The organism is Archangium gephyra (assembly GCF_049060025.1).
Classification (GTDB): Bacteria; Myxococcota; Myxococcia; order Myxococcales; family Myxococcaceae; genus Archangium; species Archangium gephyra_A.
This window is the reverse complement of record NZ_JBMEQQ010000002.1, coordinates 10,530,129-10,555,491: the sequence shown is the minus strand read 5'-3', so window position 1 is coordinate 10,555,491 and position 25,363 is coordinate 10,530,129. Positions and strand designations below refer to the sequence as shown.

General features: G+C 69.4%; 24 protein-coding genes and 1 pseudogene. 13 read left to right on the top strand and 12 right to left on the bottom strand.

From position 1 onward, the window contains the following. Positions 1-54 precede the first annotated feature (54 nt). Positions 55-657, top strand: coding sequence for a cysteine hydrolase family protein (locus tag ACN28I_RS46140; RefSeq protein ID WP_420948220.1), 603 nt, complete (start codon positions 55-57; stop codon positions 655-657). A 187-nt stretch (positions 658-844) separates the two neighbouring features. Further along, positions 845-1,360 carry a sigma-70 family RNA polymerase sigma factor gene (locus ACN28I_RS46135; RefSeq protein WP_420948219.1) on the top strand — a complete coding sequence of 172 codons (516 nt, stop codon included), beginning with the start codon at positions 845-847 and terminating at the stop codon, positions 1,358-1,360. A gap of 879 nt (positions 1,361-2,239) precedes the next feature. Here ACN28I_RS46135 and ACN28I_RS46130 read toward each other — a convergent pair. After that, a complete protein-coding gene (locus ACN28I_RS46130) occupies positions 2,240-3,508 on the bottom strand; it encodes a diguanylate cyclase (protein WP_420948218.1) in 1,269 nt (422 codons plus the stop codon). Positions 3,509-3,554: 46 nt separating this feature from the next. On the opposite strand from ACN28I_RS46130, the gene ACN28I_RS46125 reads away from it, so the two are divergent. After that, positions 3,555-4,178, top strand: coding sequence for a Maf family protein (locus tag ACN28I_RS46125; RefSeq protein ID WP_420948217.1), 624 nt, complete (start codon positions 3,555-3,557; stop codon positions 4,176-4,178). After that, positions 4,175-4,840 (top strand): YggS family pyridoxal phosphate-dependent enzyme, encoded by a 666-nt coding sequence (locus ACN28I_RS46120; RefSeq protein WP_420948216.1) that lies wholly within the window; start codon positions 4,175-4,177, stop codon positions 4,838-4,840. Before ACN28I_RS46125 ends, ACN28I_RS46120 begins: the two co-directional genes overlap by 4 nt. A gap of 22 nt (positions 4,841-4,862) precedes the next feature. Here the strand turns inward: ACN28I_RS46120 and ACN28I_RS46115 are convergent, their stop codons facing one another. Continuing rightward, the gene (locus ACN28I_RS46115) at positions 4,863-5,069 is read right to left on the bottom strand and encodes a hypothetical protein (protein ID WP_420948215.1); all 207 of its coding nucleotides are present in this window, start codon (positions 5,067-5,069) and stop codon (positions 4,863-4,865) included. A 301-nt stretch (positions 5,070-5,370) separates the two neighbouring features. Between ACN28I_RS46115 and ACN28I_RS46110 the strand changes: the two genes are divergently transcribed. From ACN28I_RS46110 to ACN28I_RS46100, 3 genes are read left to right on the top strand one after another with little or no spacing between them, the layout of a single operon-like run. Continuing rightward, complete coding sequence (locus ACN28I_RS46110; protein ID WP_420948214.1) at positions 5,371-6,180, top strand: DUF3108 domain-containing protein; 810 nt, start codon at positions 5,371-5,373, stop codon at positions 6,178-6,180. Between the two features lie 29 nt (positions 6,181-6,209). Further along, positions 6,210-7,892: a DUF4091 domain-containing protein gene (locus ACN28I_RS46105; RefSeq protein WP_420948213.1), complete on the top strand. Its 1,683-nt coding sequence runs from the start codon at positions 6,210-6,212 to the stop codon at positions 7,890-7,892. Positions 7,893-7,920: 28 nt separating this feature from the next. Next, entirely contained in the window at positions 7,921-8,814 is an 894-nt protein-coding gene (locus ACN28I_RS46100) for a DUF3108 domain-containing protein (protein WP_420948212.1), read from the top strand. Here the strand turns inward: ACN28I_RS46100 and ACN28I_RS46095 are convergent. After that, on the bottom strand, positions 8,804-9,172 hold the full coding sequence (locus ACN28I_RS46095; protein WP_420948211.1) for a hypothetical protein: 369 nt from the start codon (positions 9,170-9,172) through the stop codon (positions 8,804-8,806). The genes ACN28I_RS46100 and ACN28I_RS46095 overlap by 11 nt on opposite strands. A 276-nt stretch (positions 9,173-9,448) precedes the next feature. On the opposite strand from ACN28I_RS46095, the gene ACN28I_RS46090 reads away from it, so the two are divergent. After that, positions 9,449-10,069 carry a MarR family winged helix-turn-helix transcriptional regulator gene (locus ACN28I_RS46090; RefSeq protein ID WP_420948851.1) on the top strand — a complete coding sequence of 207 codons (621 nt, stop codon included), beginning with the start codon at positions 9,449-9,451 and terminating at the stop codon, positions 10,067-10,069. Here ACN28I_RS46090 and ACN28I_RS46085 read toward each other — a convergent pair. Further along, positions 9,955-10,455 (bottom strand): hypothetical protein, encoded by a 501-nt coding sequence (locus ACN28I_RS46085; RefSeq protein WP_420948210.1) that lies wholly within the window; start codon positions 10,453-10,455, stop codon positions 9,955-9,957. The two genes, ACN28I_RS46090 and ACN28I_RS46085, sit on opposite strands and share 115 nt — an antisense overlap. Here ACN28I_RS46085 and ACN28I_RS46080 point away from each other — a divergent pair. Both ACN28I_RS46080 and ACN28I_RS46075 read left to right on the top strand, forming a co-directional pair. Then, a complete protein-coding gene (locus ACN28I_RS46080; protein ID WP_420948209.1) occupies positions 10,445-10,960 on the top strand; it encodes a hypothetical protein in 516 nt (171 codons plus the stop codon). The genes ACN28I_RS46085 and ACN28I_RS46080 overlap by 11 nt on opposite strands. A 310-nt stretch (positions 10,961-11,270) precedes the next feature. After that, positions 11,271-11,552, top strand: coding sequence for a hypothetical protein (locus ACN28I_RS46075; protein ID WP_420948208.1), 282 nt, complete (start codon positions 11,271-11,273; stop codon positions 11,550-11,552). Between the two features lie 301 nt (positions 11,553-11,853). Here ACN28I_RS46075 and ACN28I_RS46070 read toward each other — a convergent pair whose 3' ends face one another. From ACN28I_RS46070 to ACN28I_RS46055, 4 genes and pseudogenes are all read right to left on the bottom strand, one after another. Then, entirely contained in the window at positions 11,854-12,372 is a 519-nt protein-coding gene (locus ACN28I_RS46070; protein WP_043403067.1) for a DUF507 family protein, read from the bottom strand. A gap of 140 nt (positions 12,373-12,512) precedes the next feature. Then, a pseudogene (gene uvrC / locus ACN28I_RS46065) lies at positions 12,513-14,451 on the bottom strand (excinuclease ABC subunit UvrC). A gap of 9 nt (positions 14,452-14,460) precedes the next feature. Further along, on the bottom strand, positions 14,461-16,602 hold the full coding sequence (uvrB, locus tag ACN28I_RS46060) for an excinuclease ABC subunit UvrB (RefSeq protein ID WP_420948207.1): 2,142 nt from the start codon (positions 16,600-16,602) through the stop codon (positions 14,461-14,463). 79 nt (positions 16,603-16,681) lie between these two features. Then, positions 16,682-17,986 (bottom strand): M20/M25/M40 family metallo-hydrolase, encoded by a 1,305-nt coding sequence (locus tag ACN28I_RS46055; protein WP_420948206.1) that lies wholly within the window; start codon positions 17,984-17,986, stop codon positions 16,682-16,684. A 79-nt stretch (positions 17,987-18,065) separates the two neighbouring features. Here ACN28I_RS46055 and ACN28I_RS46050 point away from each other — a divergent pair, with 79 nt between their 5' ends. Further along, entirely contained in the window at positions 18,066-18,368 is a 303-nt protein-coding gene (locus ACN28I_RS46050) for a hypothetical protein (protein WP_420948205.1), read from the top strand. Positions 18,369-18,479: 111 nt separating this feature from the next. Continuing rightward, positions 18,480-19,211, top strand: coding sequence for a class I SAM-dependent methyltransferase (locus ACN28I_RS46045; RefSeq protein WP_420948204.1), 732 nt, complete (start codon positions 18,480-18,482; stop codon positions 19,209-19,211). A gap of 72 nt (positions 19,212-19,283) precedes the next feature. Here the strand turns inward: ACN28I_RS46045 and ACN28I_RS46040 are convergent, their stop codons facing one another. Further along, positions 19,284-20,744 carry a peptidoglycan DD-metalloendopeptidase family protein gene (locus tag ACN28I_RS46040; protein WP_420948203.1) on the bottom strand — a complete coding sequence of 487 codons (1,461 nt, stop codon included), beginning with the start codon at positions 20,742-20,744 and terminating at the stop codon, positions 19,284-19,286. Positions 20,745-20,973: 229 nt separating this feature from the next. Continuing rightward, positions 20,974-22,440, bottom strand: a complete 1,467-nt coding sequence (cysS, locus tag ACN28I_RS46035) for a cysteine--tRNA ligase (RefSeq protein ID WP_420948202.1) — start codon at positions 22,438-22,440, stop codon at positions 20,974-20,976. Between the two features lie 306 nt (positions 22,441-22,746). Between cysS and ACN28I_RS46030 the strand changes: the two genes are divergently transcribed. Continuing rightward, positions 22,747-24,003: an FHA domain-containing protein gene (locus ACN28I_RS46030; protein ID WP_420948201.1), complete on the top strand. Its 1,257-nt coding sequence runs from the start codon at positions 22,747-22,749 to the stop codon at positions 24,001-24,003. A gap of 69 nt (positions 24,004-24,072) precedes the next feature. On the opposite strand, the gene ACN28I_RS46025 is transcribed toward ACN28I_RS46030, so the two are convergent. Continuing rightward, the gene (locus ACN28I_RS46025) at positions 24,073-24,756 is read right to left on the bottom strand and encodes a hypothetical protein (RefSeq protein ID WP_420948200.1); all 684 of its coding nucleotides are present in this window, start codon (positions 24,754-24,756) and stop codon (positions 24,073-24,075) included. A gap of 60 nt (positions 24,757-24,816) precedes the next feature. Beyond that, entirely contained in the window at positions 24,817-25,311 is a 495-nt protein-coding gene (locus ACN28I_RS46020) for a CarD family transcriptional regulator (protein ID WP_011552697.1), read from the bottom strand. Positions 25,312-25,363: the final 52 nt, after the last annotated feature.

The following is a 25,363-nucleotide window of genomic DNA, read 5'->3' as shown; positions in this document are numbered from 1 at the left end:
GCAGAAATGCGCGGGTTACCAAGGGGTCTGTCAGCAACCCCAACGGAGACCTCCATGAACACTCCCCGCACCCTGCTCTCCCTCGCCGGCGCCCCGGTCCACCCCTCCCCGTTCGACCGCGCGGCGCTCGTCATCGTCGACGCCCAGGCGGAGTACCTGCCCTCCGGAAACCTGCCGCTGCCCGGCGTCGACGCCGCAGTGGCCGAGACCGCGCGCCTGCTCGAGCTGGCCCGCCGCCACGGCACGCCCGTCTTCCACATCGTGCACCACGGCCCTGCTGGCAGCCCCATCTTCGACCCGCGGGGGCCGGGGAGCGCCATCGTTCCCGCGCTGACCCCCAGGGACGGCGAGGCGGTGGTGGCCAAGGCGCTGCCGAACTCCTTCGCCGGCACGGACCTGCACGCGCGCATCGCGGCGACCGGCCGGACGGGCTTCATCGTCGCCGGCTTCATGACGCACATGTGCATCTCGGCCACGGTCCGCGCGGCCCTCGACCTCGGCTACCGCAACACGGTGGTGGCCGCGGCGACCGCGACGCGCGACCTGCCCGACACGCTGGGTGGCGTGGTACCGGCCGCCGAGCTGCAGCGCAACGAACTCGCCGCGCTGGCCGACCTCTTCGCCGTGGTGGTGAAGGACAGCGGAGCCTGGGCGTAGGAGCAGGCCCCTCCTCGCCGGATGATTGCGGCGCACCGCCCGCCGTCGAAGCGGGCGCCCTCCTGGATGGCGGCTCCTCGCCGAAACACGACAACCGGCTCTACATCTCCTCCATATGAGCGCCTTTGAAAAGCAAAAGCCCTCGCACCCGGCTCCCGGCAGCCCCGCGGCCGATGGTCGCGTGGGCATGTTGCTGAGCAACCAGGCGGCCTTCCTCTCCTTTTTGGAGCGTCGCGTCGGCCGTCGCGACGTCGCGGAGGACCTTCTCCAGGAGGTGCTCGCGCGCAGTATCGAGCGCCTCAGCACCCTGCGAAGTGAAGAGGCCGCCGTGGCGTGGTTCTACCAGGCGCTGCGTAACGCGGTGGTGGACTACTACCGTCGGCAGGGCAGCTCCGCGCGGGCACTGGAGTCGCTTGCGCGCGAGCTGGAGGGCGGCGACGCGGCCACGCCCGAGGTGCAGCATGCGGTGTGCGAGTGCGTGGGCCGCCTCGTGGCTTCGCTGAAGCCGGAGTATGCCGCAGCGCTGCAAGGCATCGAGGTGGAGGGCACCTCGGTCAAGGGCTTCGCGGAGGAGGTGGGCATCACGGCCAATAATGCCGCGGTGCGCGTGCATCGGGCCCGCACAGCGCTCCGCCAGAAGGTAGAAGCCACGTGCGGCAAGTGCGCACAAGAGGGCTGTCGGGACTGCAGCTGCGGCAGGTAGCGGCGCTCCACCTGCCCAGCATCCAGGGTGACCTGAGGAAATGCGGGCCGCTGTAATGCCGCCCTCCCCTGCTGCGTCCTCACGGATGTCCCATACACGAGGATCTCCCATGAACCGCATCAAGCCCCGCCTCAGCCAGGCGCTCATTCACCTCACGCTGGTGGGCGCCGTCTGCGCCCCCGTCGGCGTCCTTGCCGGCACGACTGCCGCGCGCGCCGACGTCACCGCGAGCTCGCACGCGCACCACGCCCAGGAGGGCACAGACATGTACCGTACCCACTTGCAGATGCACCCGGCACCGGCCCAGGCCGGCCAGCCGGTGATGCTCACCCTCACCGTCCGGGATGGCGAGGGGCGAGCCGTGTCGCGGCTCACGCCGTCGCACGAAAAGCCCATGCACCTGTTCGTCGTCTCCAAGGACCTGCGCCACTTCGCGCACGTGCATCCCTCCCTGGCCGGCGACTCCTTCCGTGTCCAGCACACCTTCGCGGCGGCAGGGGAGTACACCCTCTTCGTCGACTACCAGCAGCCGGGACGTGGCCAGGTGGTGGACCGGCACAACGTGCACGTCGAGGGCACCGCGCGCCCGGTGGCCGCGGCGCTGACGGAGTCGCCCAGGACGCAGCGCGCGGATGGACTCGAGGTGACGCTGCACAGCGACGCGGAGATTCGCGCGGGCGAGGCCGCCATGCTGCACTTCGACGTCACCGATGCGGCGACGGGCAAGCCGGTGGTGGACTTGGAGCCCTACCTGGGCGCGATGGCGCACTTCATGGTGCTGAGCGCCGACGGGCAGGACTTCGTCCATGTGCATGCGCTCGACACCCGCAGCAGCGCCTCGCGAGTGTCGGCGCATGCGGTGTTTCCGCGCCCGGGCCTCTACAAGCTCTGGGCGCAGGTGCAGCGCCATGGCGCGGTGGCGACGGTGCCATTCGTCGTGCGTGTGGACGGCGCCGGGGCACGCCCCAAGGCTGGGTCCGCCTCGGGGCCAGGTGGGCACGCGCAGCACCAGCACTGAGCACGTTCCCGTCCGGGCCTGCAATCGTCCGGCACCGGCCTACTCTTGCGGGGCATCATGGCCGCGCCGCCCGGCAGGTCCGCGTGCGGCACGGCGAGGCACACGTCATCCCGGCCCCGCGCCTTGGCCGCGTACATGGCGAAGTCCGCCGCCCGCACCAGGTCCACCGACGACAGCGCGTGCTCCGGGTAGGTGGCCACCCCCAGGCTCGCCGTCACCTGCAGGTCCAACCCCGCCTCCTCCTGGAAGCGCCGGTTGCGGAAGGTGTCGCGGATGCGCGTGGCGCTCGTCATCGCCCCGTCCGTGCCCGTCTCCACCAGCAGCAGGGCGAACTCGTCCCCGCCGTACCTGAAGACGTAGTCGAGCTGCCGGCAGCAGGAGACGAGCAGCTCGCCCACCTCCTTGAGCACCGCGCTGCCCACCAGGTGGCCATGCGCGTCGTTGATGGCCTTGAAGCGGTCCAGGTCCAGGAAGATGAGCGACACCGGGTGGTGGAAGCGCTGCGAGCGCCGCACCTCGTGCTCCAACTGCGCCCGCAGGTGCCGGGCGTTGTAGACGCCCGTGTGCTCGTCGGTAATCGTGAGCTCCTGCACCCGCCGGAAGTTGCGCGCGTTCTCGATGGCGATGGCCGCGAAGTCCGAGATGGCCGTCAGCGCCATCAGGTCATCCTGTGTGAAGGGCCGGTCCGTGGCCCCGTTCACCAGCTCGATGACGCCCAGCACCCTGCCCCGGGCAATCAGCGGCACCGCCACGATGGAGCGGGTGCGGAAGGCCGAGACCTCATCGAAGCGGGAGGCGAACAGCGGGTCGCGCGTCACGTCCTCCACCAGCCGGGCCGTGCCCGTGGAGAAGACCGCCCCGGCGATGCCCTCGCCCGGGGTCAGTTGCAGCCCCTTGAGCACCTCGGCGCCCTCCCCCACGGCGATCTCGAAGTAGAGCTTGCCCGTGCGCTCGTCCTGCAGCAGCAGCGACCAGTTGCGGGGCCGGAGCAGGCTGCGCACCTTCTCCATCATCAGGTTCAGCACCTCGCGCAACTCAAGCGTCGAGGTCAGAGCCTTCGCGATGTCGTTGTAGGCGGCCAACTGCTCCACCGTGCGCGTCATGGCCGCGAGCAGGTCCGCGGGATTCATCCAGGGTCCACTCCAGGGCGCAGTTCTGCTAGAGGCGAGCCGTAACATGCACACCTCAGTGGGTCAAACCCGGCTCGTTCTCGCGTCCGCTTCGCCGCGGCGGCGCGAGTTGCTCGGCCAGCTCGGACTGGCTTTCGACGTGTCCGCGGCGGACATCGACGAAACCCCCCACCAGGGCGAGGCCGCTACAGCCTACGTGCTGAGGCTGGCCCGGGAAAAGGCCAGAACGGTGGCCGACCGCACTCCCGGGGCCTGGGTGTTGGCCGCCGACACCACCGTCGTCCTCGGCGAGGAGCTGCTCGGCAAGCCCCGCGACGAGGCCGAGGTCCGGGAAATGATGGGCCGACTGTCGGGTAGGACACACGAGGTCCAGACGGGCGTGGCCCTCGCCGGCCCTGGGGCCGAGCACCCTGGCGAGCTCCCTGGCGAGCTCTCCATGGTGGTCCGCACCCGCGTCACCTTCCGCCCCCTGAGCGCGGGGGAGATCGCCTGGTACGCCAGCACCGGCGAGTCCCTGGACAAGGCGGGCGGTTACGCCATCCAGGGCAAGGGCGGCTTCCTCGTGGCGGGCATCGAGGGCAGCCCCACCAACGTCATCGGTCTGCCCCTGGGCGAGACGCTGGAGCTGCTCGCCCGGGCCGGCGTCCCCCTTCCCTGGAGCAAGCCATGAGCGGTATCGCCGAGCGGTTGGCGGACATCCGGTCCCGGGTGGCCGCGGCGTGTGCCCGTGCGGGCCGGGAGCCCGGCTCCGTCACCCTGGTGGCCGTCTCCAAGCTGAAGCCGGCGGCCCTCATCCGCGAGGCGTACGCGGCGGGCCAGCGGGACTTCGGGGAGAACTACGCGCAGGAGCTGCGGGACAAGGCCGCGGAGCTGGTGGACCTGGAGGGCCTGCGCTGGCACGCCATCGGGCCCCTGCAGACGAACAAGGTGAAGTACGTGGCCAGGGCCGCTCTCTCCTTCCACGCGCTGGACCGGTTGGAGGTGGCGCAGGAGCTGTCGCGCCGCCGGCAGGACGCGCCCATTCCCTGCTACGTGGAGGTGAACGTGGGCGGCGAGGCCAGCAAGAGCGGGCTGGCCCCCGAGGCGCTCGGGCCCTTCCTGGAGGCCGTGCGCGCACTGCCGGGGCTGCGGGTGGAGGGCCTCATGTCGCTGCCCCCGCCCACCGAGGACGAGCAGGTGGCGCGCGGCTACTTCCGCACCCTGCGGGAGCTGGCCCGCCAGCACGCACTGACGGGCCTGTCCATGGGCACCACCCACGACTTCGAGCTGGCCATCGAGGAAGGGGCCACCCTGGTGCGCGTGGGCACCGCCATCTTCGGCGAGCGCACCTGAGCGCGGGGCCCCCGCCCGGGGCTCAAATCTCCTTGAACTTGAAGCGGCCGTTGTCCTGGGCCTTCACCGAGAACTCGCAGCCGCAGTAGTTGCAGAGCAGCTCCTGGCCATCCGCGAGCGCCTCCTCGAGCGGATTGTTGGCGTTGCACTCGGGGCAGTCGAAGTCCTTCCGGCCGTTTTTCGAGCCCGAGTCCTTCTCGTCGTCGTCGTCGTAGTAGTCCAGCGGCATCGCGTCCCTCCTGGGCCGGGCACGGGCTCCACGCCGGCCGGGCGCCACCCAGGCTAGCAGCCTCGCGGGGGGAAGGGCTCCCCCACTCCACCGCGCCTCCGCGGGACACCCACCCGCCCCTGGCCGCATGCCCACCAGCCGGGTTCCGGACGCTTCCCATCCGGGCGCGCACGACAGGGGGAATTCTGCTGTTGAATGGCGCCCACGGCCATCCGTCCATCAGGATGCAACCGGGGAATCGCGGGCTGGCGGTGCGGTTGGCACCCCAGGATGCGGCTGCCTACCTTGCCAGGAGCCATTGATGCGCATGCAGTCCAAGGGAATGTTCACCGGGATGCTGTTGAGCCTCCTGCTGTCAGGGGCTGCCCTCGCCCAGGGTGGGACGTCGTCCGCCTTTGGCCCCGGTGAGCAGTCGCGCTACCGCATCCAGTACCTCGGAGTGACGGCGGGCACGGCGCAGGTGACGGTGGGCGCCCCCATGAAGCAGTGGGGCAAGGAAGTGTGGCCCATCGTGTCGCTGGCGAAGTCGGATGCCATCGCGGGCGTGTGGCCGGTGAAGGACAAGTACGTCTCCTATTGGGACTTCGGCTCGCAGCGGGTGCTGGGCTCGGACATGCACGAGGACCAGAACAACAAGCGCCGCCGCGTGCGCGTGAAGCTGGGCGAGGATGGCAAGTCCGCCCACGTGGTGAAGCAGAAGGAGGGCGAGCAGCCCCGCGAGTACACCCATGAGCTGGCCGAGGGCACCCTCGACGTGGCCGGGGCCACCTTCGCGCTGCGCAACCGCGTGCTGGAGGTGGGCCAGGAGTACGCCTACCCCGTCTTCACCGGCTCGAAGAGCTTCATGATGAGGGCGAAGGTGGAGGCCCGCGAGACGCTGGACACGAAGCTGGGCAAGCAGGACGTGTACCGGATGCGCGTGTACACGGACTTCTCCGGCAAGCTGGCCTCCAAGCGGGACATGCTGGCCTGGTTCACCGCGGACGCGCGCCGCCTGCCGGTGCGCATCGAGGCGAGCTTCGCCCTGGGCTCGCTCGTCGCGGAGTTGATGGAGTACCAGCAGGGCAAGGTCATCGCGCAGGCCACGGCGACGGCCCGGAACGGAACCTAGAGCGGCCCGAGGCCGCGGAGGGGGGCGAGATGGGGGCGGGTTGGGCGATGGGGTGGTTGCTCGCGGAGCTGCTGGCCGCGGCACCCGAGCCCCGGGTGGTCTCCGCGCTGGAGAAGGTGCGGCCCGGAGTCGAGCTGAAGGGTGAGAAGGAAGCCCGGTTGAGCCTCGCGCGCGGTGAGTGCGAGGCCGCCCAGGTGGTGCTCCCCCCGGGCAGCACGCGCGTGCGGGTGAAGCCGCTGGCGCTGCGCGGGCCCGAGGGCAAGACGCTGGAGGCCTCGGTGTGGCGCGAGGCTTTCCTGGACGTGAAGACGCCCTCCAACTCCCAGGGCGGCACGGGGTTGTGGCCGGATCCGCTCGTGCCGGTGGAGTCCTCGCCGGGGCCGGAGGGTGCCCCCCACGTGCTCTACGTGGAGCTGTGCGCGCCGGAGGCCCAGGCGCCGGGCACGTACCAGGGCGCGCTGCACGTGGAAGCGGGAGGCAAGGCGCTGGCGCCCGTGCCCTTCACCGCGGAGGTGCAGCCCTTCGTCCTGCCCGCCACCTCCTCGCTGCCCAACAGCTTCGGCATCTCGCTCTACAGCATCGCCAAGGCGCACGGGCTCCAGCCCGAGTCCCCGGAGGCCCGCGAGCTGCTGCGCGACTACGTGGGCGCGCTGCTGGCCCACCGCGTCAGCGCCCACGGCATGAGCATGAGCCCGCCGCCGGTGCGCTTCGAGGGCGGCAAGGCGGTGGTGGACTTCAGCGCGTACGACGCGGAGCTGGGCCCCTTCCTGGAGGGCTCGGCGCTGAGCTCGGGGGCCCGCTTCACCACCGTGGACGTGCGCGACAGCAAGGCGGCCCGCACCGACGCGGAGAAGTCCGCGTACTACCGCGCCTTCGCCGAGCACTTCCGCCAGAAGGGTTGGAAGGCCCGCCTCTTCTTCTACGCCAAGGACGAGCCCAAGCCCGAGGACGTGGCCCTAGTGCGCTCCCAGGCCCTGCGCGTGCGCGCGGCCAAACAGGACGTGCCGGTGCTCGTCACCGCGCCGCTGGATGACGCGCTGCGTGGCTCGGCGGACATCCTCGCCCCCACCCTCAACTGCTTCTTCCCGCGTCCCGGGCCCCAGACGTGCCGCAACGTCGTCCCCTTGCAGAAGCTGCGCGGCAAGTTGGATCCCCACGTGAAGGTGTGGTGGTACCAGAGCTGCAACTCGCACGGCTGCAACGGCGGCCCCACCGAGGACGCCGCCGCCGAGAAGGTCTACAGCGGCTGGGCCTCCTACATGGTGGACCACCCCACCCCGCTCAACCGGGCCATGGGCCCGCTGGCCTTCGTCGCCGGGGTGGATGGCGAGCTCTATTTCGACACCGTCTTCGCCTACAACACGAAGGATCCCTGGAAGGACATCTTCGAGTTCGGCGGCAACGGCGACGGCACCCTCTTCTACCCGGGCACTCCGGCGCGGCCGGGCTTCTCCCGCCACCAGCCCGTGGTGTCCTTGCGCCTCAAGCACATCCGCGATGGGCTCGAGGACTACGAGTACCTGCGGCTGCTGGAATCGCTTGGTGAGCAGACCTTCGCCCGGGAGGCCGCGCGGCGGCTCACCCGCTCGGGCTATGAAGTGGAGACGGATGCCCGGAAGTGGGAGCAGGTGCGCCGGGAGATGACCCTCCGTCTGAGGAAGCGATGGGAAGCGTCCGAATACACGAAGCGTTCGGGCGTCCGTCCCAAGTGAATTGGAGACCTCTCACCTGGAATCAAGGATGACCGCCATGCGCACCGCCCTCGCAGCCCTCCTGCTCGGCTTCTCCTCCGCTGCCTGGGCGCAACTGCCCGACGCGGACGGGCCCGAGGACAACAAGGCCCCCGCTGCGGCCCAGGCTCCGGCCGCCAGGACGGCCGTGCCCGCCTGCCCCCAGCGCCTGCCTGGCCTGCGCACCCCGCTGGCCTTCGCTCCGGGCGAGGAGCTCGAGTTCGACCTCGATGCCATGGGCGCCACCGCCGGCAAGATGACCATGGCGGTGCAGAAGAAGCAGGACGGCTCGCTCCCAGTGCAGATCAAGGTGCAGACCAACTCCTTCTTCTCCAAGGTGCGCCGCGTCAACGCCACCGCGATGAGCTACATGCACCCCAAGACGCTGCGGCCCTCGCGCTACACCGAGGAGGCCACCGAGAACGAGCAGCACCGCACGGTGGACGTGGCCTTCAACGCCAAGGACCGCAGCGTCCGCATCAACTACGTCGTGAAGGGCAAGCCGGGCAGCAGCAACTACTCCTACGACCACGAGGGCATGGACGTGGCCGGCGCCATCTACATGCTGCGCCAGCTCCCCCTGAAGGAGGGCCTGCCCGTGTGCTTCGACGTCTACGGCGTGCGCCGCATGTGGCGCATGACGGGCACCGTGGTGAAGCGCGAGCACGTGTCGCTGCCGCTCGGCGAGTTCGACGCCTGGCACCTGGAAGGCACCGCCGTGCGCCTGGACAACCCCAAGATGAAGCGCGAGGTGCACGTGTGGATCACGGACGACGAGCGCCGGCTGCCGCTCGCGGCGGTGGGCACCATCGACCTGGGCGCCGTGCGCGCCACCCTCACCTCGTACTCCCGCCCCGGCGAGAAGGCCAGGCAGGCCCAGGGCAAGGAACAGCTCAAGTGGTAGTCGTCTGACGCATCAACCCCGCCGCCTGCGACAGCCGGCGGCGCACCCGCGTCACCACGTCCATCAGCAGCTCCAGCCGCTGAAGCACGAGCTGCTCGTCCCCCGCCTGCAGCATCCCCAGCGGGGAGAGCGCGTCCGGATGGAGGGCCTCGAGCACATCGGCGAAATGCGCCTCCACATCGCCCAGCGCGTCGAGCCCCTCGCGCAGGTCATCCTCCAGGAAGTCCAGGAGCACGGTGGAATCGGCACGCACTGGCAGCACGTGGCCGAGGTGCTCCATCGACTGGCGGAGCGGATCGGCCCCCGAGCGGCGCAGCGTCGCGGGAGCGGCAACGAGGGCGGCAGCGGGTGTTGTCATGTGCGACAAGCTACAGGCCAGTAGCAGGGGGTCAATTTTTCGCTCGGCCTCCGGCCCCGCGGCGGAAATGCACTGACAGCGGCATTTCGCAACGCGGGGACGTGCGCTTTGCCAGCCTCGGAGGCTTTGACGCACCATCCCATCCAGGGAAGCGGGAGCGGCACAGGCCTTGCTTATTTGGCGGTGCAACTGGTGCCGTGCACCACCCTCCCTCCCCCGAGGAATCCCCATGTTCCCCCTGCCCCGCGAACCGGCCCCGAGCGTCCCATGGTCTCCATGAAGGAGATGGGTGAGGCCGTCACGCCCTCCGCCGCGAACGAGAACGCGGCGCCACGGTTGGACGCGGTGATGGAGTTCCTGCGCCTGTTGTGGGCGGTGGACCAGGGCCTGCGGTCCACCTCCAAGTTCATGGAGACCACCATGGGGCTGACGGGCCCCCAGCGGCTGGTGGTACGGCTCGTGGGCCAGTACCCCGGCATCACCGCGGGCGGGCTCGCGGAGATCCTCCACGTGCACCCCAGCACGCTCACCGGCGTCATGAAGCGCCTGCAGAAGCGAGGGCTCGTCGAGCGCAAGTCGGATCCCCTCGACGCGCGCAAGGCGCTGCTCTTCCTCACCGCGGCGGGCAGTGCGGTGAACGTCCCCTCCGAGGGCACGGTGGAGGCCGCCGTACAGCGGGCGATCTCCCGCGTGCCCAGGGCGCGGCTGGAGGGGGCCCAGGAGGTGCTCCTCGTGCTCGCCGAGGAGCTGGGCGTCGGCAACTCGCCGCTCTCGTTCGACGGTCAGGGCGAGGGCGCGGCTCCCCCCGGCGCCGACACGGCCGGAGTGGTCACCGCGGGACTCCCGCCCGCGTTGGGGTTGGCGGGCACCAGGCCCGGCACCGAGCCGGCTCCCTGAGTCGTCGTCGGCGCGGTGGCGCCGGGCGGCGTGCCGGAGACGGGTTGCGAGTTGAGCGGCGGTGGCGCGGCGATGAGCGGCACCGCGGGCTGCGCGTTGAGCGGCTGCGGAGAGGCGACGAGCGGCACCGGCTGCTGCGCGTTGAGCGGCCGGGGCGTGGCGACGAGCGGCACCGCAGGCGACTGCACCTGCCCCGGGCTCGGCGTTTGAATCACCCCGGACGTCACCCGGGTCCCACCGAAGGCGAACTCCGGCCCGGCCACTCCGGGCACCAGCGGCACCACGGAGAACGAGCCCTGGGTGGACAGGAAGCCGGACTGCTGCGGTGACGTCGTCTGCGGCACGAAACCGTTGAGCTGGGGTTGGGGCAACTGGTTGCCGCTCAAGCGCGCGGGGTTGTTCTGGAAGGCCTCCGGGATGATGGGCGTCCGCTGGCCGGGAAACTGCGAGTCGAGCTGGCCGGGCGCCCCGGGCTCGTTCGCGTTGAGCGCGACCCGCCCCGGGAAGCTCCGGAGTCAGGAAGGCATTCGGAACGATGGGCGTGGTCGAGAACCCGGGCGACGTCACATCCGGCTGATTGGGATCCTGTGTGGCGGGCGACACCCGGCCCGCATCCAGGAAGGGATCGATGACGCCCCCCTGCTGGGTCGCGGGCCCCGGCAGGGTGGTGTCGGCCACCGGCGCCAACTGCTGGGTCCTCGATGGATCCGACAGGCCATCCACCGCACCGAATTGGGTCTGCCCGGCGCCGAACTGGGTCTGCCCGGCACCGAACTGATCCTGTCCGGCTCCGAACTGGCTTTGCCCCGCACCGAACTGGGCCTGTCCCGCACCGAACTGGCCCTGCCCCGTGCCGGCCACACCGGAGCCCCCCACGCCTTGCTGCTGTGACAGCGCGCTGTTGGGAACGGAGCCCAGCGAGGCGCCCCCCGGCACCGGCGAGCTCGGAGGCGCCACCCCGGCGAGGTTCCCCGCCGTGGGCACCACCGCGACCGCGGGCAGGTCCGTACCATTCACGGTGATGGCCACGTTGTCGAAGTCGAACTGGATGAAGCCACGGGGCTCGGCCTCGCGGGGCAGGTTCCACGCCAGCACGGTCAGCTCGGTGTCTCCCGGGCGCGCCACCGGCAGGGTGCGGAACGTCTCGTCATCCGCGTGAGCCCCCCGCTCCAGCGCGGCGGCATGAATGAGGGCCGCATCCGTGAGCAGCTCCCCGTTGCGCCAGACACGGCCCACGCCCCACACCGCCGCCGCCGCGTGCACCCGCGACGTGTTGGAGAAGCCGAGCACCGCGCCCCCGTGCATGTCCTGGCCGACCACCACCCCGCCCCCGATGGGCTGGGCCGGGGCTCCCGGCAACGGTCCCATCACGGGCCTCCCGGCCATGGCCTGGGCCGGCGGGAAGCCCGCCTGGTCCAGCTCCACCCGGTACGAGTCCCCCGCGATGTCGAAGGTGGCCACCAGGGTGCCGGCATCCCCGTAGGTCGCCCGCGGGTCCGCGATGCGGTCCCTCACGGACAGCTCGGCCCAGCCGGTGCCCCGTTCGAAGAGGTCCGTGAAGGGGATGGTGCCCTGTGTGAAGAAACCGACGTTCCCCGTCGTCCGCGCGGACACTTCGGGACCGTCGAAACTGAAGCTCCCCGGGCCGGCTGCGAGCAGCCCGGTGAGCACGAAGCTGGAGAGGAATCCCGCCATCGACGCTGCCTCCTCCAGGGAGGGTAGGCAGCGGAGGCGGTGGTTGGCTGCCCCAAGCGGACGGGCGGACGAGCGTCCGCCCTGCCCGCCTAGATGAGGCCCCGCGCGCGGCGGATCTGCTCCACCGTCTTGTTGTACTCGATGTCGAAAGCGCTGGTGCCCTCCTGCAGATGCTTCAGCCGGGAGCGCGCCTCCTTGTCGATCTCGTCATCCACGTCCAGGTGCTTCTTCATCACCACGTGGATCTTCTGCCGAAGCACGTTGTCGGCGGCATACACCTCCTCGACATTGCGGCTGATGAGGAGGAATTCGATCATCTGGTTGATGACGTACTCGATGCCCTCGTCCCCCATCTTGAAGCCGCGGACGTCGGCCATCTCACGCTTGACCTGGTTGAACTTGGAGTAGTCGTAGCCCCGGCGCTCCAGGGCCTCGCGCGTGGCTTGATTCACGCGCTCCTCGTTCGCCAGGTACTCCCGCATGATGGCGGACAGGTCCATCTCGGCATCAGCCACGCGCATCGGCTCTACCTCGATATCCCCGTCCTGCATCAGCCTCTGGACGACCTCCCGGGAGATGATCGGAATCACCTTCGGATAGAGCCTCATAATCGGTCCCTCGCCCCTTGAAGACGTCTCGACTGGACGTGTCCGCTATAAATCAGCGTCAAGCCCAGCCGCAATGAAAAACCCCAGGAACATCGCGGATTCAGCGCTCTTTGCCGCATCCGCTTTCGACCGGAAATTAATCACGGCGAGCCGGGTGGCGACCCTTCTTCTGACTTTTCGTCCACCAGGGCACCCGCATCCGCCAGGGAGGCTTCGCGGATGGGATCCTCCGGGTCCTCTTCGGGGTGGCCATGAAGGGCGGCGTGAACCCGCTCGGCCAGCGTGGGCCCGAGCACCTCGGCGAGCTCCTCGATGGTGGCCTCGCGCACCCGCTTGAGAGAGCCGAACTGGCGCAGGAGCTGCTTCTTGCGCGTGTCCCCCACTCCCGGAATCTCCTCCAGGACGGAGTGGAAGTTTCCCTTCCGCATGGATTTTTGTTGGAAGGTGATCGCGAAGCGGTGGGCCTCGTCGCGCAAGCGGGCGAGCAGGTAGAGCTCCGCCGAGTTCTGCCGCAGGACGATGGGATCCTTGCGGTGGGGGATGAAGACGCGCTCGGGGCTGCGGTTGCTCTCCTCGTCGCGGTCATGCACCTCGAGGTCCCGGCTCTTGGCCAGGGAGATGATGTCCACGCCCTCCACGCCCAGGTCCTTGGCGGCGGCGAGCGCGCTGGCGAGCTGTCCCTTGCCACCGTCGATGACCAACAAATCAGGCAGGTCCCCCTCCTCCTGGCCGCGTTTGAGCCGGCGGGAGATGACCTCGTGCATGCTGGCGAAGTCGTCCTGCTTCTCCAGCGTCTTGATGCGGTAGCGGCGGTAGCGCGACTTGTCGATCTCCCCGTCGGTGGCGGCCACCTGGGAGGCGACGATGCTGGAGCCCTGGAAGTGCGAGATGTCGAAGCATTCCACGCGGCGCGGCAGGTTGCGCAGGTGGAGCCGCTCCTGGAGGCGGCGCAGCACCACCTCGGTCTCGTCCTTGGTGCGGCGGCGCTCGATGACGGCCTGCTCGGCGTTCTTCTGCGCCATGTCCACCAGGTCACGCTTCTCGCCGCGCTTGGGCACCATCACGCGCACCCGCTCGCCCTTGCGCTCGGTGAGCAGCGCCTCGAGGCCCTCGCGCTCCTCGATGTCCAGCGGGAGGAGCACCTCCTCCGGCACGAAGTTGCCCTGGTCGTAATAGAGGTTGACGAAGGAGGGCAGCAGCTCCTCGTCGGGGAACTCCTGGCTGCCGAGCGGAAAGGCCTGGCCGCCGTTGAGCCGGCCCTGGCGCACATAGAGGACGTAGACGAGCAGCCGGTCCCCATCGCGGTGGGAGGCGAAGACGTCCTGGTCCTTGAAGTCGGTGGTGGCCACCTTCTGGCGCTCGAGACTGCGCTCGATGGCGAGCAACTGGTCGCGGATGCGCGCGGCCTCCTCGAACTTGAGCTCGCCGGCGGCCTGCTTCATGCGCGAGCGCAGCCCGTCCACCAGTTCTCCCGCCTTGCCCTCGAGGAAGAGGACCACCTCGTCCACGCTCTTGCGGTAGTCCTGCTCGGGGACGGGGTAGACGCAGGGCGCGGGGCAGCGGCCGATCTGATGGAGCAGACAGGGCCGCTTGCGGTTGGCGAGCACGTGGTCCGTGCAGGTGCGCAGGTGGAAGTAGCGGTTGATGATGCGCAGCGTCTCGCGGATGGCGCTGGCGCTGGAGTACGGGCCGAAGTAGCGCGCGCCGTCCTTCTGGTACCTGCGCACCACCTCCAGCCGGGGATAGGGCTGGGTCCGGTCGAGCCGCAGGGAGATGTACTGCTTGTCGTCCTTGAGGAGGACGTTGAAGCGCGGCTTGTGCTTCTTGATGAGCTCGTTCTCGAGGAGGAGGGCTTCCTTCTCGTTGTGGACGAGCACCGTCTCGATGTCGCCGAGGAACTGGTCGAGCAGCGAGACGAAGGCGCGGGTGTCCCCGGTGCGCGTGAAATAGGAGGCGCACGCGGTTGCGCAGGTTGACCGCCTTGCCCACGTAGATGATCTCACCGCGGCGGTCCTTCATCAGGTACACGCCGGGCTCGGTGGGCAGCGACTCCAGCTTGGCTTCGAGCTTCGCGTCCATACAGGGCTTCTAGCGGCTCTTCCTCGGTCCGATGCCCGTCTTGCCGTGAGGCGGGCCACCGCCGCCCTTGCCTCCGCGCCTGCCCTTGGGACCGGGGGTACCGGGCTTCCTCTCGTCGGACGGCTTCGGCGGGGCCTTGAGCAGCGAGCGGCTGGGCGGCTTGAGTCCCAGCTCCATGTCCTTGAGCAGGACGATCCGGTCGCGGATCTCCGCGGCCTTCTCGAACTGCATCTCGTCGGCGTAGTGCTGCATGTCCTTGGTGAACTCGCCGATGAGGCGCTTGATCTCCTTGGGCTCCAGCACGTCGCTGGCCGAGTCGGCCGCCATGGGCAGCGCGGACGGGTCCGCGTCGTAGAGGTGCTCGGACAGGTCGAGGATGTTGCTCTTCACCGCCTTGGGCGTAATGCCGTGCTCGGCGTTGTAGGCCTTCTGCACCTCGCGGCGGCGGTTGGTCTCCTCGATGGCGAGCTTCATCGAGTCCGTCAGCGACTCGGCGTACATGATGACGCGGCCGTTGAGGTTACGGGCGGCGCGGCCGATGGTCTGGATGAGGGACACGTGGCTGCGGAGGAAGCCCTCCTTGTCCGCGTCGAAGATGGCCACCAAGGACACCTCGGGGATGTCGAGGCCCTCGCGCAGCAGGTTGATGCCCACCAGCACGTCGAACTCGCCCTTGCGCAGGTCACGGATGATGGCCATGCGCTCGATGGCGCCGATGTCCGAGTGCAGGTAGCGCACCTTGACGCCCACCTCGGTGAGGTACTCGGTGAGATCCTCCGCCATGCGCTTGGTGAGGGTGGTGACGAGGACGCGCTCCTTCTTCGCCACGCGCTTGCGCACCTCCTCCAGCACGTCGTCCACCTGGTTGCGCGCCGGGCGGACCTCCACCTCGGGGTCGATCAGGCCCGTGGGGCGGATGATCTGCTCCACCACCACGCCCTTGGACTTCTGCAGCTCGTACTCGGCGGGAGTGGCCGAGACGAAGACGGCCTGCTGCACCATGTCCTCGAACTCGGTGAACTTGAGCGGGCGGTTGTCCAGGGCGCTGGGCAGACGGAAGCCGTGCCCCACCAGCGTCTCCTTGCGCGAACGGTCTCCCCGGTACATGGCGCCGATCTGCGGCACCGTCTGGTGGCTCTCGTCGATGAGCACCAGCATGTTGCGCGGGAAGTAGTCCAGCAGGCACGGCGGGGCCTCGCCCGGCATCCGCCCCGAGAAGTGCCGCGAGTAGTTCTCGATGCCGTTGCAGTACCCCACCTGCTCGATCATCTCGAGGTCGTACATCGTGCGCTGCTCCAGCCGCTGGGCCTCGAGCAGCTTGCCCTCGCGCTTGAACTCCTGGAGGCGCTCGGACAGCTCGTCGCGAATGGTCTGCAGCGCGCTCTTCCGGGTGTCCGACTGGGTGACGTAGTGGCTCGCGGGGAAGATGACGACCTTGTCCAGCGCGCCCAGCGTCTCGCCGCGCAGCGGATCGAACTCGGTGATCTTCTCCACCTCGTCGCCGAAGAAGCTCACGCGCACGGCGCGCTCCTCCTCGTAGGCGGGGAAGACTTCCACGGTGTCGCCGCGGGCGCGGAAGGTTCCGCGGTGGAAGTCGAGATCGTTCCGCTCGTACTGGCTCTCCACCAGCTTGCGGATGAAGCTGTCGCGGCCCAGCTCGGCGCCCACGTTCACGGTGACGGCCATGTCCACGTACGAGCGCGCGGTACCAAGGCCGTAGATGCAGGAGACGCTCGCCACGATGAGCACGTCGTCGCGCGTGCGCAGCGAGTGCGTGGCCGAGTGGCGCATGCGCTCGATCTCATCGTTCACGGAGGAGTCCTTCTCGATGAAGGTGTCCGTGGTGGGGATGTACGCCTCGGGCTGGTAGTAGTCGAAGTACGAGACGAAGTACTCGACGGCGTTGTGCGGGAGGAGGGACTTGAACTCCCCGTAGAGCTGGGCGGCGAGCGTCTTGTTGTGCGCGATGAGCAGGGTGGGACGCTTCACGTTGGCGATGACGTTCGCCATGGTGAACGTCTTGCCCGACCCCGTGACGCCCAGCAGCGTCTGGTAGCGATCCCCGCGCAGCAAGGCCTCGGTGAGCTCACCGATGGCGCGCGGTTGGTCGCCCTGGGGCTTGTAGTCGCTGACGATCTGGAACTCAGGCATGGCTCAGAGGTTTAACACCCGGAGTGCGGGGATGCCGGGTCCAAATCGTCCATCCGCCCGAGAGAGGACGGAGCGTGAGCTACTTCGCCCCCTCGCCCTTCAGGGCTTCGAGCGCCCTGAGGCGGGGGGCCTCGAACTCATCGCCCTTGTTCCAGCGGGGCAGCTCACGCGTCCGGGCCACGTGGGCGCCGAGGAAGAAGAAGAGCCGCACGTCCTCCACCGCGCCGGAGAAGTCCCAGTCGGGGCCCAGCTCGTCCGAGGGCTGGTGGTAGTGAAGGGCCTCCCACTTCTCGCGGCGCTCCTTGCCCCACCCCGCGGGCCGGCCGATGAAGTCCATGCCGCTGCTGAAGTAGGCGGCGGGGATGCCCAGCCGGGCGAAGTTGTACTGGTCCGAGCGGTAGAAGAAGCCCCGGTCCGGCAACTGGTCCGCCTTCACGATGCGGCCCTGGGCCCGGGCCAGCGCCGTCAGGGGCGCGTCCAGCGAGGACTTGCCCAGCCCGATGACCGTGATGTCCCGCGTGCGCCCGTGGATGTTGAGCCCGTCGATGTTGATGTTGGCCGCCACGCGCCCCGGGTGCACCGGCAGGTGCTCGGCGAGGTACTGCGAGCCCAGCAGCCCCTGCTCCTCGGCCGCCACCGCCGCGAAGAGGATGGAGCGCGGCGGCGCCTTGGCCAGCGCGGTGAAGGCCTCGGCCGCCTCGAGCATCGCCGCCACGCCGGACGCGTTGTCCACCGCCCCGTTGTAGATGGCGTCCTCGCCCGGCTTCGCGTCCTCCTTCATGCCCAGGTGATCATGGTGCGCCGTGTAGAGCACCACTTCCTTGGAGAGCTTGGGATCGCTCCCCGGCAGCAGGCCCAGCACGTTCGCCGTGGGACGGCGGCGCACCCGGTTGGCGAAGCGCGTGGAGACCCTCACCCCCAACGGCACCGGGCGGAACTCCCGCTTCTGGGCCGCCAGGCGCAGCGAGTCCAGCTCCTTGTCCGACAACCGCAGCACCCGGCGCGTGGCCTCGTCCGTCATCCAGGCCTTCATCTGCAGGCGCGGCGTGTCCTCCGAGGCCGGCAGCTCGAACTGCTCGCCCGACCAGGACGTTTGCACCACCTGCCACGCATACCCCGCGCTCGGCGTGGTGTGCAGGATGATGGCCCCCGCCGCCCCCACCTTCGCCGCCTGCTCGTACTTGTAGTCCCAGCGTCCGTACCGCAGCCGCGCCTTGCCTCCGAAGAGCTTCGGGTCGTCCTCCGGATCGTTGTTGAGGATGAGGAGCGTCTTGCCCTTCAGGTCCATCCCCTTGAAGTCGTCCCACTGGTACTCGGGCGCCTGGATGCCGTAGCCCACGAACACCAGCTCCGAGTCCTGCAGCACCGCCTCCGCCGTCTGCACGCCCGAGTTCGCGATGAAGTCGTCGTGGAACCGGAGCCTCCGTGTGGCCCGAGCCGCTGGTGAAGGTCAGGGTCTCGGGGTGGCCCGACATGCTCACCAGCTCGAAGGGCTGCAGGTAGCCGCCGTCCGCACCCGCGGGTTTCAGGCCCAGGAGCTGGAACTGGGTCGCCAGGTAGTGCTGGGCCAGCGCGTCGCCCCGCGTGCCCGGGCCCCGGCCCTCAAGCAGATCCGACGCCAGGAAGCCGATGTGGGCCCGGAGGTCTCCGGCCTCGATGGTCTGGGCGGCGGACTTCTCCGCCGGGGTCGTGAGCTGGGCCTGGGCGGCGAGCGGCAGGGAGAACAGGGCGGCGAGGTGCACCAGCGTTCGCTTCATGGCTCGTGAGCCCCTACCATGACCGGACCGCGGGGGCAGGAGTCTTCTTCGCCTGGATGGTTGAACGGTGGACCCTCTCCCCCCCTATCGTTCCGTCCGACCCGGGACCCGAGGACCCCCATGATCAACCAGTACGACGTGCTCGCGAAGATAACGGAAGCCACGGCGGAGGCGCCGCTCCGCAAGCACTTCGAGGAGTTCACCTTCTTCCAGGCCCTGGGAGACATCACGGGGCGCTCGGTGCTCGACGTGGCGTGTGGCACCGGGGTGTACAGCCGGCGCATCAAGCAGCGGGGGGCGGGCCGCGTTGTCGGCGTGGACTCCTCGGAGGGGATGATCGCCTACGCCCGCCACCTGGAGCACCAGGCGCCACTGGGCATCGAGTACGTCGTCCAGGACGCGGCCTCCGGCAGAGCGCTCGGCGTCTTCGACGTGGTGACGGCCACGTACCTGCTGCACTACGCATCCTCGATTCAGCAGATGCAGGGCATGTGCGCCACGCTGCGCCGCTCCCTGGCTCCGGGGGGCCGGTTGGTGTCCATCTGTCTGAACCCGGACGCCCGGGTGACGGAGCCCGCCTACTACCGGCCCTACGGCTTCGAGCTCCGCTCGCGGGGCCAGGAAGGGGATGAGGCGAAGCTGGTCAGCGTGCTGCCCGAAATGCCCTTCTCGGTCACCGCCTGGTACTGGTCGCGGCGCACCTACGAGGCCGCGCTCCAGTCGGCCGGATTCCGGGACATCGTGTGGTGCGCACCGGAGATCGCTCCCGAAGGACTCGCGGCCTTCGGCGCGGAGCACTGGCAGGACTATCTGCGCGCTCCCCACGCCGCCGTGTTCACCTGCACGGCCTGAGCCCGGCCCCAAAAACGAGGAGGGCCGAGCCCCGAGGCCCGGCCCTCCGTTCGCATGTTCCGCGCCGTGCGGCTACAGCTCGATGGCCTTGGCGTTGTCGACCTGGTAGGTCATCGCGCCTGCGGGCGTGTTCTTGACGGCGTACACGTAGATCTTGTTGATCGTCTTCGTGCTCGCCGCGACGGCCACCGGCATGACGATGCGCTTCCAGGCACCGCTCGAGAGCGTCGTCGCCGGGGCGACCGAGCCCCAGGTGGAGGTGCCATCGGTGTAGGAGATGCGGACGCGGACATAGTCGAGCGTACCCGCGCCATACACGTCGACCACGCCGCTGATGTAGCGCGCGCCGGTGAGGCTGAGGGCCGCACTCTCGTAACGGGCGCCCTCGGTCGACGTCGAGCCCGCGTTCGCCACCTTGACCGCGTAGTTACCGTTCACCGACACGCGGGAGAGCGTCGTGGACGTCTGGTTCGCGAGGATGCTGCTCAGGCTGGAGTCCGCCGTCGGGTTGGCGAGGCGGTTGGTGTACGCCGTGGTCTCGGCCATCCAGGTGGAGGCCGACCACCCGCGGCCGTAGCGCGTGTCCCACTGGTACCAGGTATAGCCGTCCGCCGACACCGGGCCGCCCACCATCACGCCCCGCGTGCCGTTCGGCAGGCCATCGTGGAGGATGGCGCCCGAGGCGCTCGCGGAGGCGCGCAGGCGCACGCCGATATTGTTCGTGTACAGCACATCGCCGATCACCCAACCCGAGCTCGGGATGGGCGTCGGGCCCGTGGAGGTCTTGCAGCCACCGGCCGCCACGAGGCTGCAGAAGTTGCCCGCGACCCAGCCGACCACGCCGTTGGCGTTGATCTGGTACCAGGTGTAGCCGTTGGCCGACTGCGGGCTGCCCGTCACGCACATCTGCGTGCCCGTGGCGAGCTCCGCCACGAGGGCCCCGGAGGTGCTCGGCTGGCTGCGCACGTTGAGCGGGCCATCGAACACCTGGATTTTGTCGCCCACCGCGAAGCCCGACGGCACCGGCGTTCCGGTGCCACTCAGCACGGAAACGGGATTGATCGCACAGGTGCCGGAGCGCCGCTCGAAGTGCAGGTGGGGACCCGTGCCATCCGGCGTCGAGCAGCTTCCGCTCACCGTCTGCTCGCCGGAGTGCCCCAGGAGCGTCCCGCGCTCGACGCGCTGGTTCAACACCACGGAGTTCGACTGCAGGTGGCCATAGATGTGGACCTCACCGCTGTCGGTCCGGACGTGGACGGGCCTGGGCCGGAAGTATTGGGAACAGCCCATCTGGATGACCGTGCCGCCCGTGGCCGCATAGATGGGCGTGCCGTTCGGCATACCGATGTCGATGCCGGGGTGGTGGTCGTACGCCATGCAGACATCGGCCGCGTAGGAGTAATAGCCCGGCGCGTACTCGTTGTAGGCCTGGGTGACGAGCCGCGAGCTGTTCCCCCAGACGACGCTCGAGAAGTAGGTGCCCGTCTCGCCGAGCCCCTCTTCACTCACTCCGATGTCCCCCTCGCCCTCCATCGAAACGTCTTCGTCGAGGCCCGGGCCGCAAGCAGCCAGGGCGAGGAGGGCCGAACTCAGGAGGGCCAATCTGGGGAAACGCCGGGGGCGGGGGGGCATGGGGGGCCTTTTGTTCAGAGTGACCGCGCACGTGCGGTACTCGGGGCCCCACCTATTACCTGGATTTTCCCATTTTCTCAACTCACCTGATTTCCGCAGCTTTCAATCTGGTGCGGTCTTCCCTCGCGAGCTACGCCTGCGGAGCCACCTTCCACACGGTGCCCGCCGCCGTGTCGAGGATCTCCACTCCCAGCGCCTTGAGCTCCTCGCGCAACCGGTCCCCCTCGGCGAAGTTCTTCGCCTTGCGGGCCTCGCCACGCGCCTGGATGAGCGACTCCACCTTCGCCACGTCGATGCCCCGCTCCTTCACCGCCCGCTCGCGCCGCCTCAGCAGCCACTGCGCCGGCTCGTCCTCGAACAGGCCCAGCACCCCCGACACCTTGCGCACGTCCTCGCGCAACGCCTGCAGCGTCCGGCCCACCTGCGCCTTGTCCTTCACCGGCGGCTTGTCCGTCAGCTCGTTGAGCTGCGCGAACAGCCCCGACAACGCGCCCAGTGCTCCCGCCGTGTTGAAGTCGTCGTCCATCTGCGACTCGAACTCGGTGAGGAACCTGCCCGGCTCGCCGTACAGCGGCCCCTTGCCGAAGTCCTTCCCGCCCACGCGCTCGTCCACCTTGCGCAGCGTCTCGTAGAAGTACTCCATCCGCTGCTCCGCGTCCGCCAGCCCCTTGTCCGCGAAGTTCAGCGGGTGCCGGTAGTGCGTCGACACGAAGAAGAAGCGCAGCGCCTCCGGGTCCACCTTCCCCAGCGCGTCCCTCAGCCGCACCACGTTCCCCAGGGACTTGGACATCTTCGCCCCCTCGAGATCCAGGAAGCCGCAGTGCATCCAGTAGCGCGAGAACGTCTTCCCGCTCGCGCCCTCGCTCTGGGCAATCTCGTTCTCGTGGTGCGGGAAGATCAGATCCAACCCGCCCCCGTGGATGTCGAAGGTCTCCCCGAGGTACTTCGCGCTCATCGCCGAGCACTCGATGTGCCAGCCCGGCCGGCCCTTGCCCCACGGGCTGTCCCACGCGGGCTCCCCCGGCTTCGCCGCCTTCCACAGCGCGAAGTCCAGCGGCTCGCGCTTCTGGTCGCCCGGCTGCACCCGCTCGCCCACGCACAGGTCGTCCACGTTGCGCTTGGACAGCTTCGCGTACTCCGGGTAGCGCTTCACCGAGAAGTACACGTCCCCCTGCGACTCGTACGCCAGCCCCTTGTCCACCAGCTTCCCGATGATGCCGATGATCTCCGCCAGGTGATCGCTCACCTTCGGTGACACGTCCGGCTCCAGCAGGTGCAGCGCCCGCGCGTCCTCCCGGAAGGCCTCCACGAAGCGCGCCGCCAGGGCCACCGCCTCCTCACCCGTCTCGTGCGCCGCCTTGATGATCTTGTCGTCCACGTCCGTGTAGTTGCGCACGTACCTCACCTCGAAGCCGCGGTAGCGCAGGTAGCGCACCACCACGTCGAACGAGGTGAACGTCCTCGCGTTGCCGATGTGGACGTAGCTGTAGACCGTCGGGCCGCAGACGTAGACCCCCAGCTTGCCCGGCACCGCCGGCTCCAGGGGCTCCTTCTGCATCGTCATCGTGTTGAAGAGGCGAATCGATGCTGCGGCCACGTGAACGAACCTCCGCTCGAGGATCCGGGGTTGGAAAGCCGGACTCTAGGACTTCCCCACGTCCCGGACCACAAATGCCTGACAGTGTGAGACAACTCTGATGCCCGGTGGGCACTCCAGGCCGCCGAAAAAGGACTATCCTTCCGCTCCCCTGCCCGCCCCCATCTCCGTCGGCCATCGAATCTGGGAGAATGCACCCCATGAGTCCTCCCAATCCCAAGCGCCCGCCCCGCTCGCCCCGCCCCCCGGGGGATCCGGCGTCGCGCCCGGAGCCGGAGGTCGAGCTTCCCCTTCGACGATGACGAGGTGGCTCCGCTCCAGGCGGATGACCCCCGCCCCCAGCGCGTCCCCCAGTTCCCCGCCGGCCCCCGCCGCCGGCCTCGCCGCGGCCCCGCTGGCTCCCCTCGCGAGGGCCGCGACCGCGAGCTGCCCGCCCGCTTCAGCTCCGGCGAGTACGAGGACCCCGGCCACTCCCCCGCCTTCCTCTACGTCGAGCGCGGCCCCGGCGTCGGCCAGCTTCTCCCCATCAAGCAGGGCGTGCTCGTGCTCGGCCGCGCGTCCACCTCGGACCTGCGCCTGCAGCACCCCTCCATCAGCCGCCGCCACGCCCAGCTCACCCGCCGCGGGGACCACCTCACCCTGAAGGACCTCGGCAGCCAGAACGGCACCTACGTCAACCGCGCCCGCCTCACCGGCGAGATTGAATTGCGCTCCGGGGATGAGCTCGCCCTCGGCAATGCCCTCCTCCAGCTCCGGGGGCCCGGTCCCACCCCCCAGCGCCCCCGCTCGGCCTCCAGCCGGCCCGCCACCTCCCTCCGGGTCGGCCTGGGCTCCCGCCGCCTCATCCTGCTCGCCGCCGCCACCGGCTCCCTCGTGGCCGTGTTCCTCACGCTCGCCGTGGTGCGCTTCACGCGCCTGCGCCAGGAGCCGGACCACTCCGGCGAGGTGGAGGCCGGGCAGCTCGCCGAGGCCCCGCCCGCCGTCGCCCCCGAGGAGGGGGCCGAGCCGCCCGTGCCGGTCGAGGCCGCTCCCCCTGTCGAAGAGGTTGCTCCCGCTCCCGTGCCCGTGGCTCCGGCCACGAAGGTGCGAGGTGCTTCGAGAGCGCAGCCGCTCAGCGCCCAGGCCATCGCCGAGTCCGGAGGGAGGACCGAGGCCCCTCGGGCGTCCGTGTCGAAGCCGCGGGAGCCCGGGGTCCGGGTGAAGGCCGGGGGTGGGAAGGCGACGGTGAAGCCCGCCGCCGCCGAGCCGATCTCCGCTGCCGCCTCCGACCCGGAGGCCGAAGCCGAGGCCATCGCCCGCTATGAGGCCGGTAACGTCGAATCCGCCCTCGCCCTCGCCCGGCGCGCGCACCTGGAGACCCTGGCCTCCACGCTCGCTCGCTTCCAGGAGGAGTGGCGCGCGGGCAATGCCGCCCTCGCCGAGGGAGAGTCCACCTCCGCCATCCGGCACCTCTCCGCCGCGCTCGAGCTCGATCAGCAGATTTCCAAGGGCTGGGGCTCTCTTGCGCCGAAGATCCGCAAGGCCCTCGCTCAGGCGCACCTGCAGGCGGGGAACAAGCCGTAGACCCTCACCCCAACCCTCTCCCAAAGGGAGAGGGGGCTTACACCGGCGCAACCCGGGACCCGGGCACCCTCACCCCGTCCCTCTCCCGGGGGGAGAGGGGAAATGTCTCTGGAAACGGCTCTTCTCGAGGCCCCGGTAGAGCAGCACGGCGTTTCCCACCATGAACAGCACCAGGACCAGCGCCGCCAATAGCACTCCCTTGTCCGCCCCCGGCCGCTCCCCTTCCACCACCAGCCACAGCCTCCCGTCCCTCGGCTGCACCTCCCCCATCTCCCTCAGCAGCTTGAAGCCCTCCCGGTAGCGCTCCGCGTCCTCCTCCGCCAACAGGCGGCCCCTGACCCCGAAGGGCCGCGGATCAGGCCTCGGCGGCACCCGCCCCGGAGACCACTCCTCTCCCGGTAAGGCCTTCCGGCGCACCAGGAACGGGGACTCGCGCAGCCCCACCACCACGTAGACGTCCTCGCCCTCGCGCCCGTAGGCCCCTCGCAGCGTGGGCACCCCGTGCAACTGCACGTAGCGGTTGGACTCCAGCGCCTCGTACCGGTACTCCCCCTCCGCCCCCAGCGTCAGCGGCGTGCGCGCGGAGAAGAAGTACGCGAGGTCCTTCCACAGCAGCCCCAGCAACACCCCGCCCACCACCAGCGCCAGCACCGCCACCGGCGCCTTCACCCCCACCCCGCGCCCCCGCAGCCGCTCCTCCAGCTCCGCGATGCGCTCGTCCCGCTCCTGCTGAAGCTCCGAGTCCTTGGACATGAAAAAACCCCGGCCCCCATCATCGGGGAACCGGGGCTTTCTACCTCTGCCTGAAACGGATCAGGCCAGGTTGAAGATCTTCTTGAGGTCCGACTCGATCTCGTCCTCGGAGCAGTCCTTGGCCAGCGACAGTTCCTTGATGAGCAGCGAGCGCGCCGTATCCAGCATCTTGCGCTCACCGAACGACAGATCCTTGTCTCCCTTCAGCAGATAGAGATCGCGAAGCACCTCGGCGATCTCGAACACGGAGCCAGTCTTGATCTTCTCCATGTACTCCCGGTAGCGACGGTTCCACGTCGTGGAGTCGACCGAGATGTCCTTCTCCTTCAGGATGGAGTAGACCTGCTTGACGTCCTCCTCGCTGATGATCTCCCGGAGGCCCACCGAGCCGACCTTGTTGATGGGGATCATGATCCGCATCCCATTCTCCAGGATGCGCAGCACATAGAAGGACTGCCGCTGCCCGGCGACCTCGGTGTGCTCAATCCCCATCACCTCGCCCACACCCTGCCCAGGGTACACAGCCTTGTCGCCGGTCTTGAAGCTCGTCTGCACTCTTACCGCCTCCTCTAGGATGGCTTGGCTCGACTCGACACCCGGCCCAGAA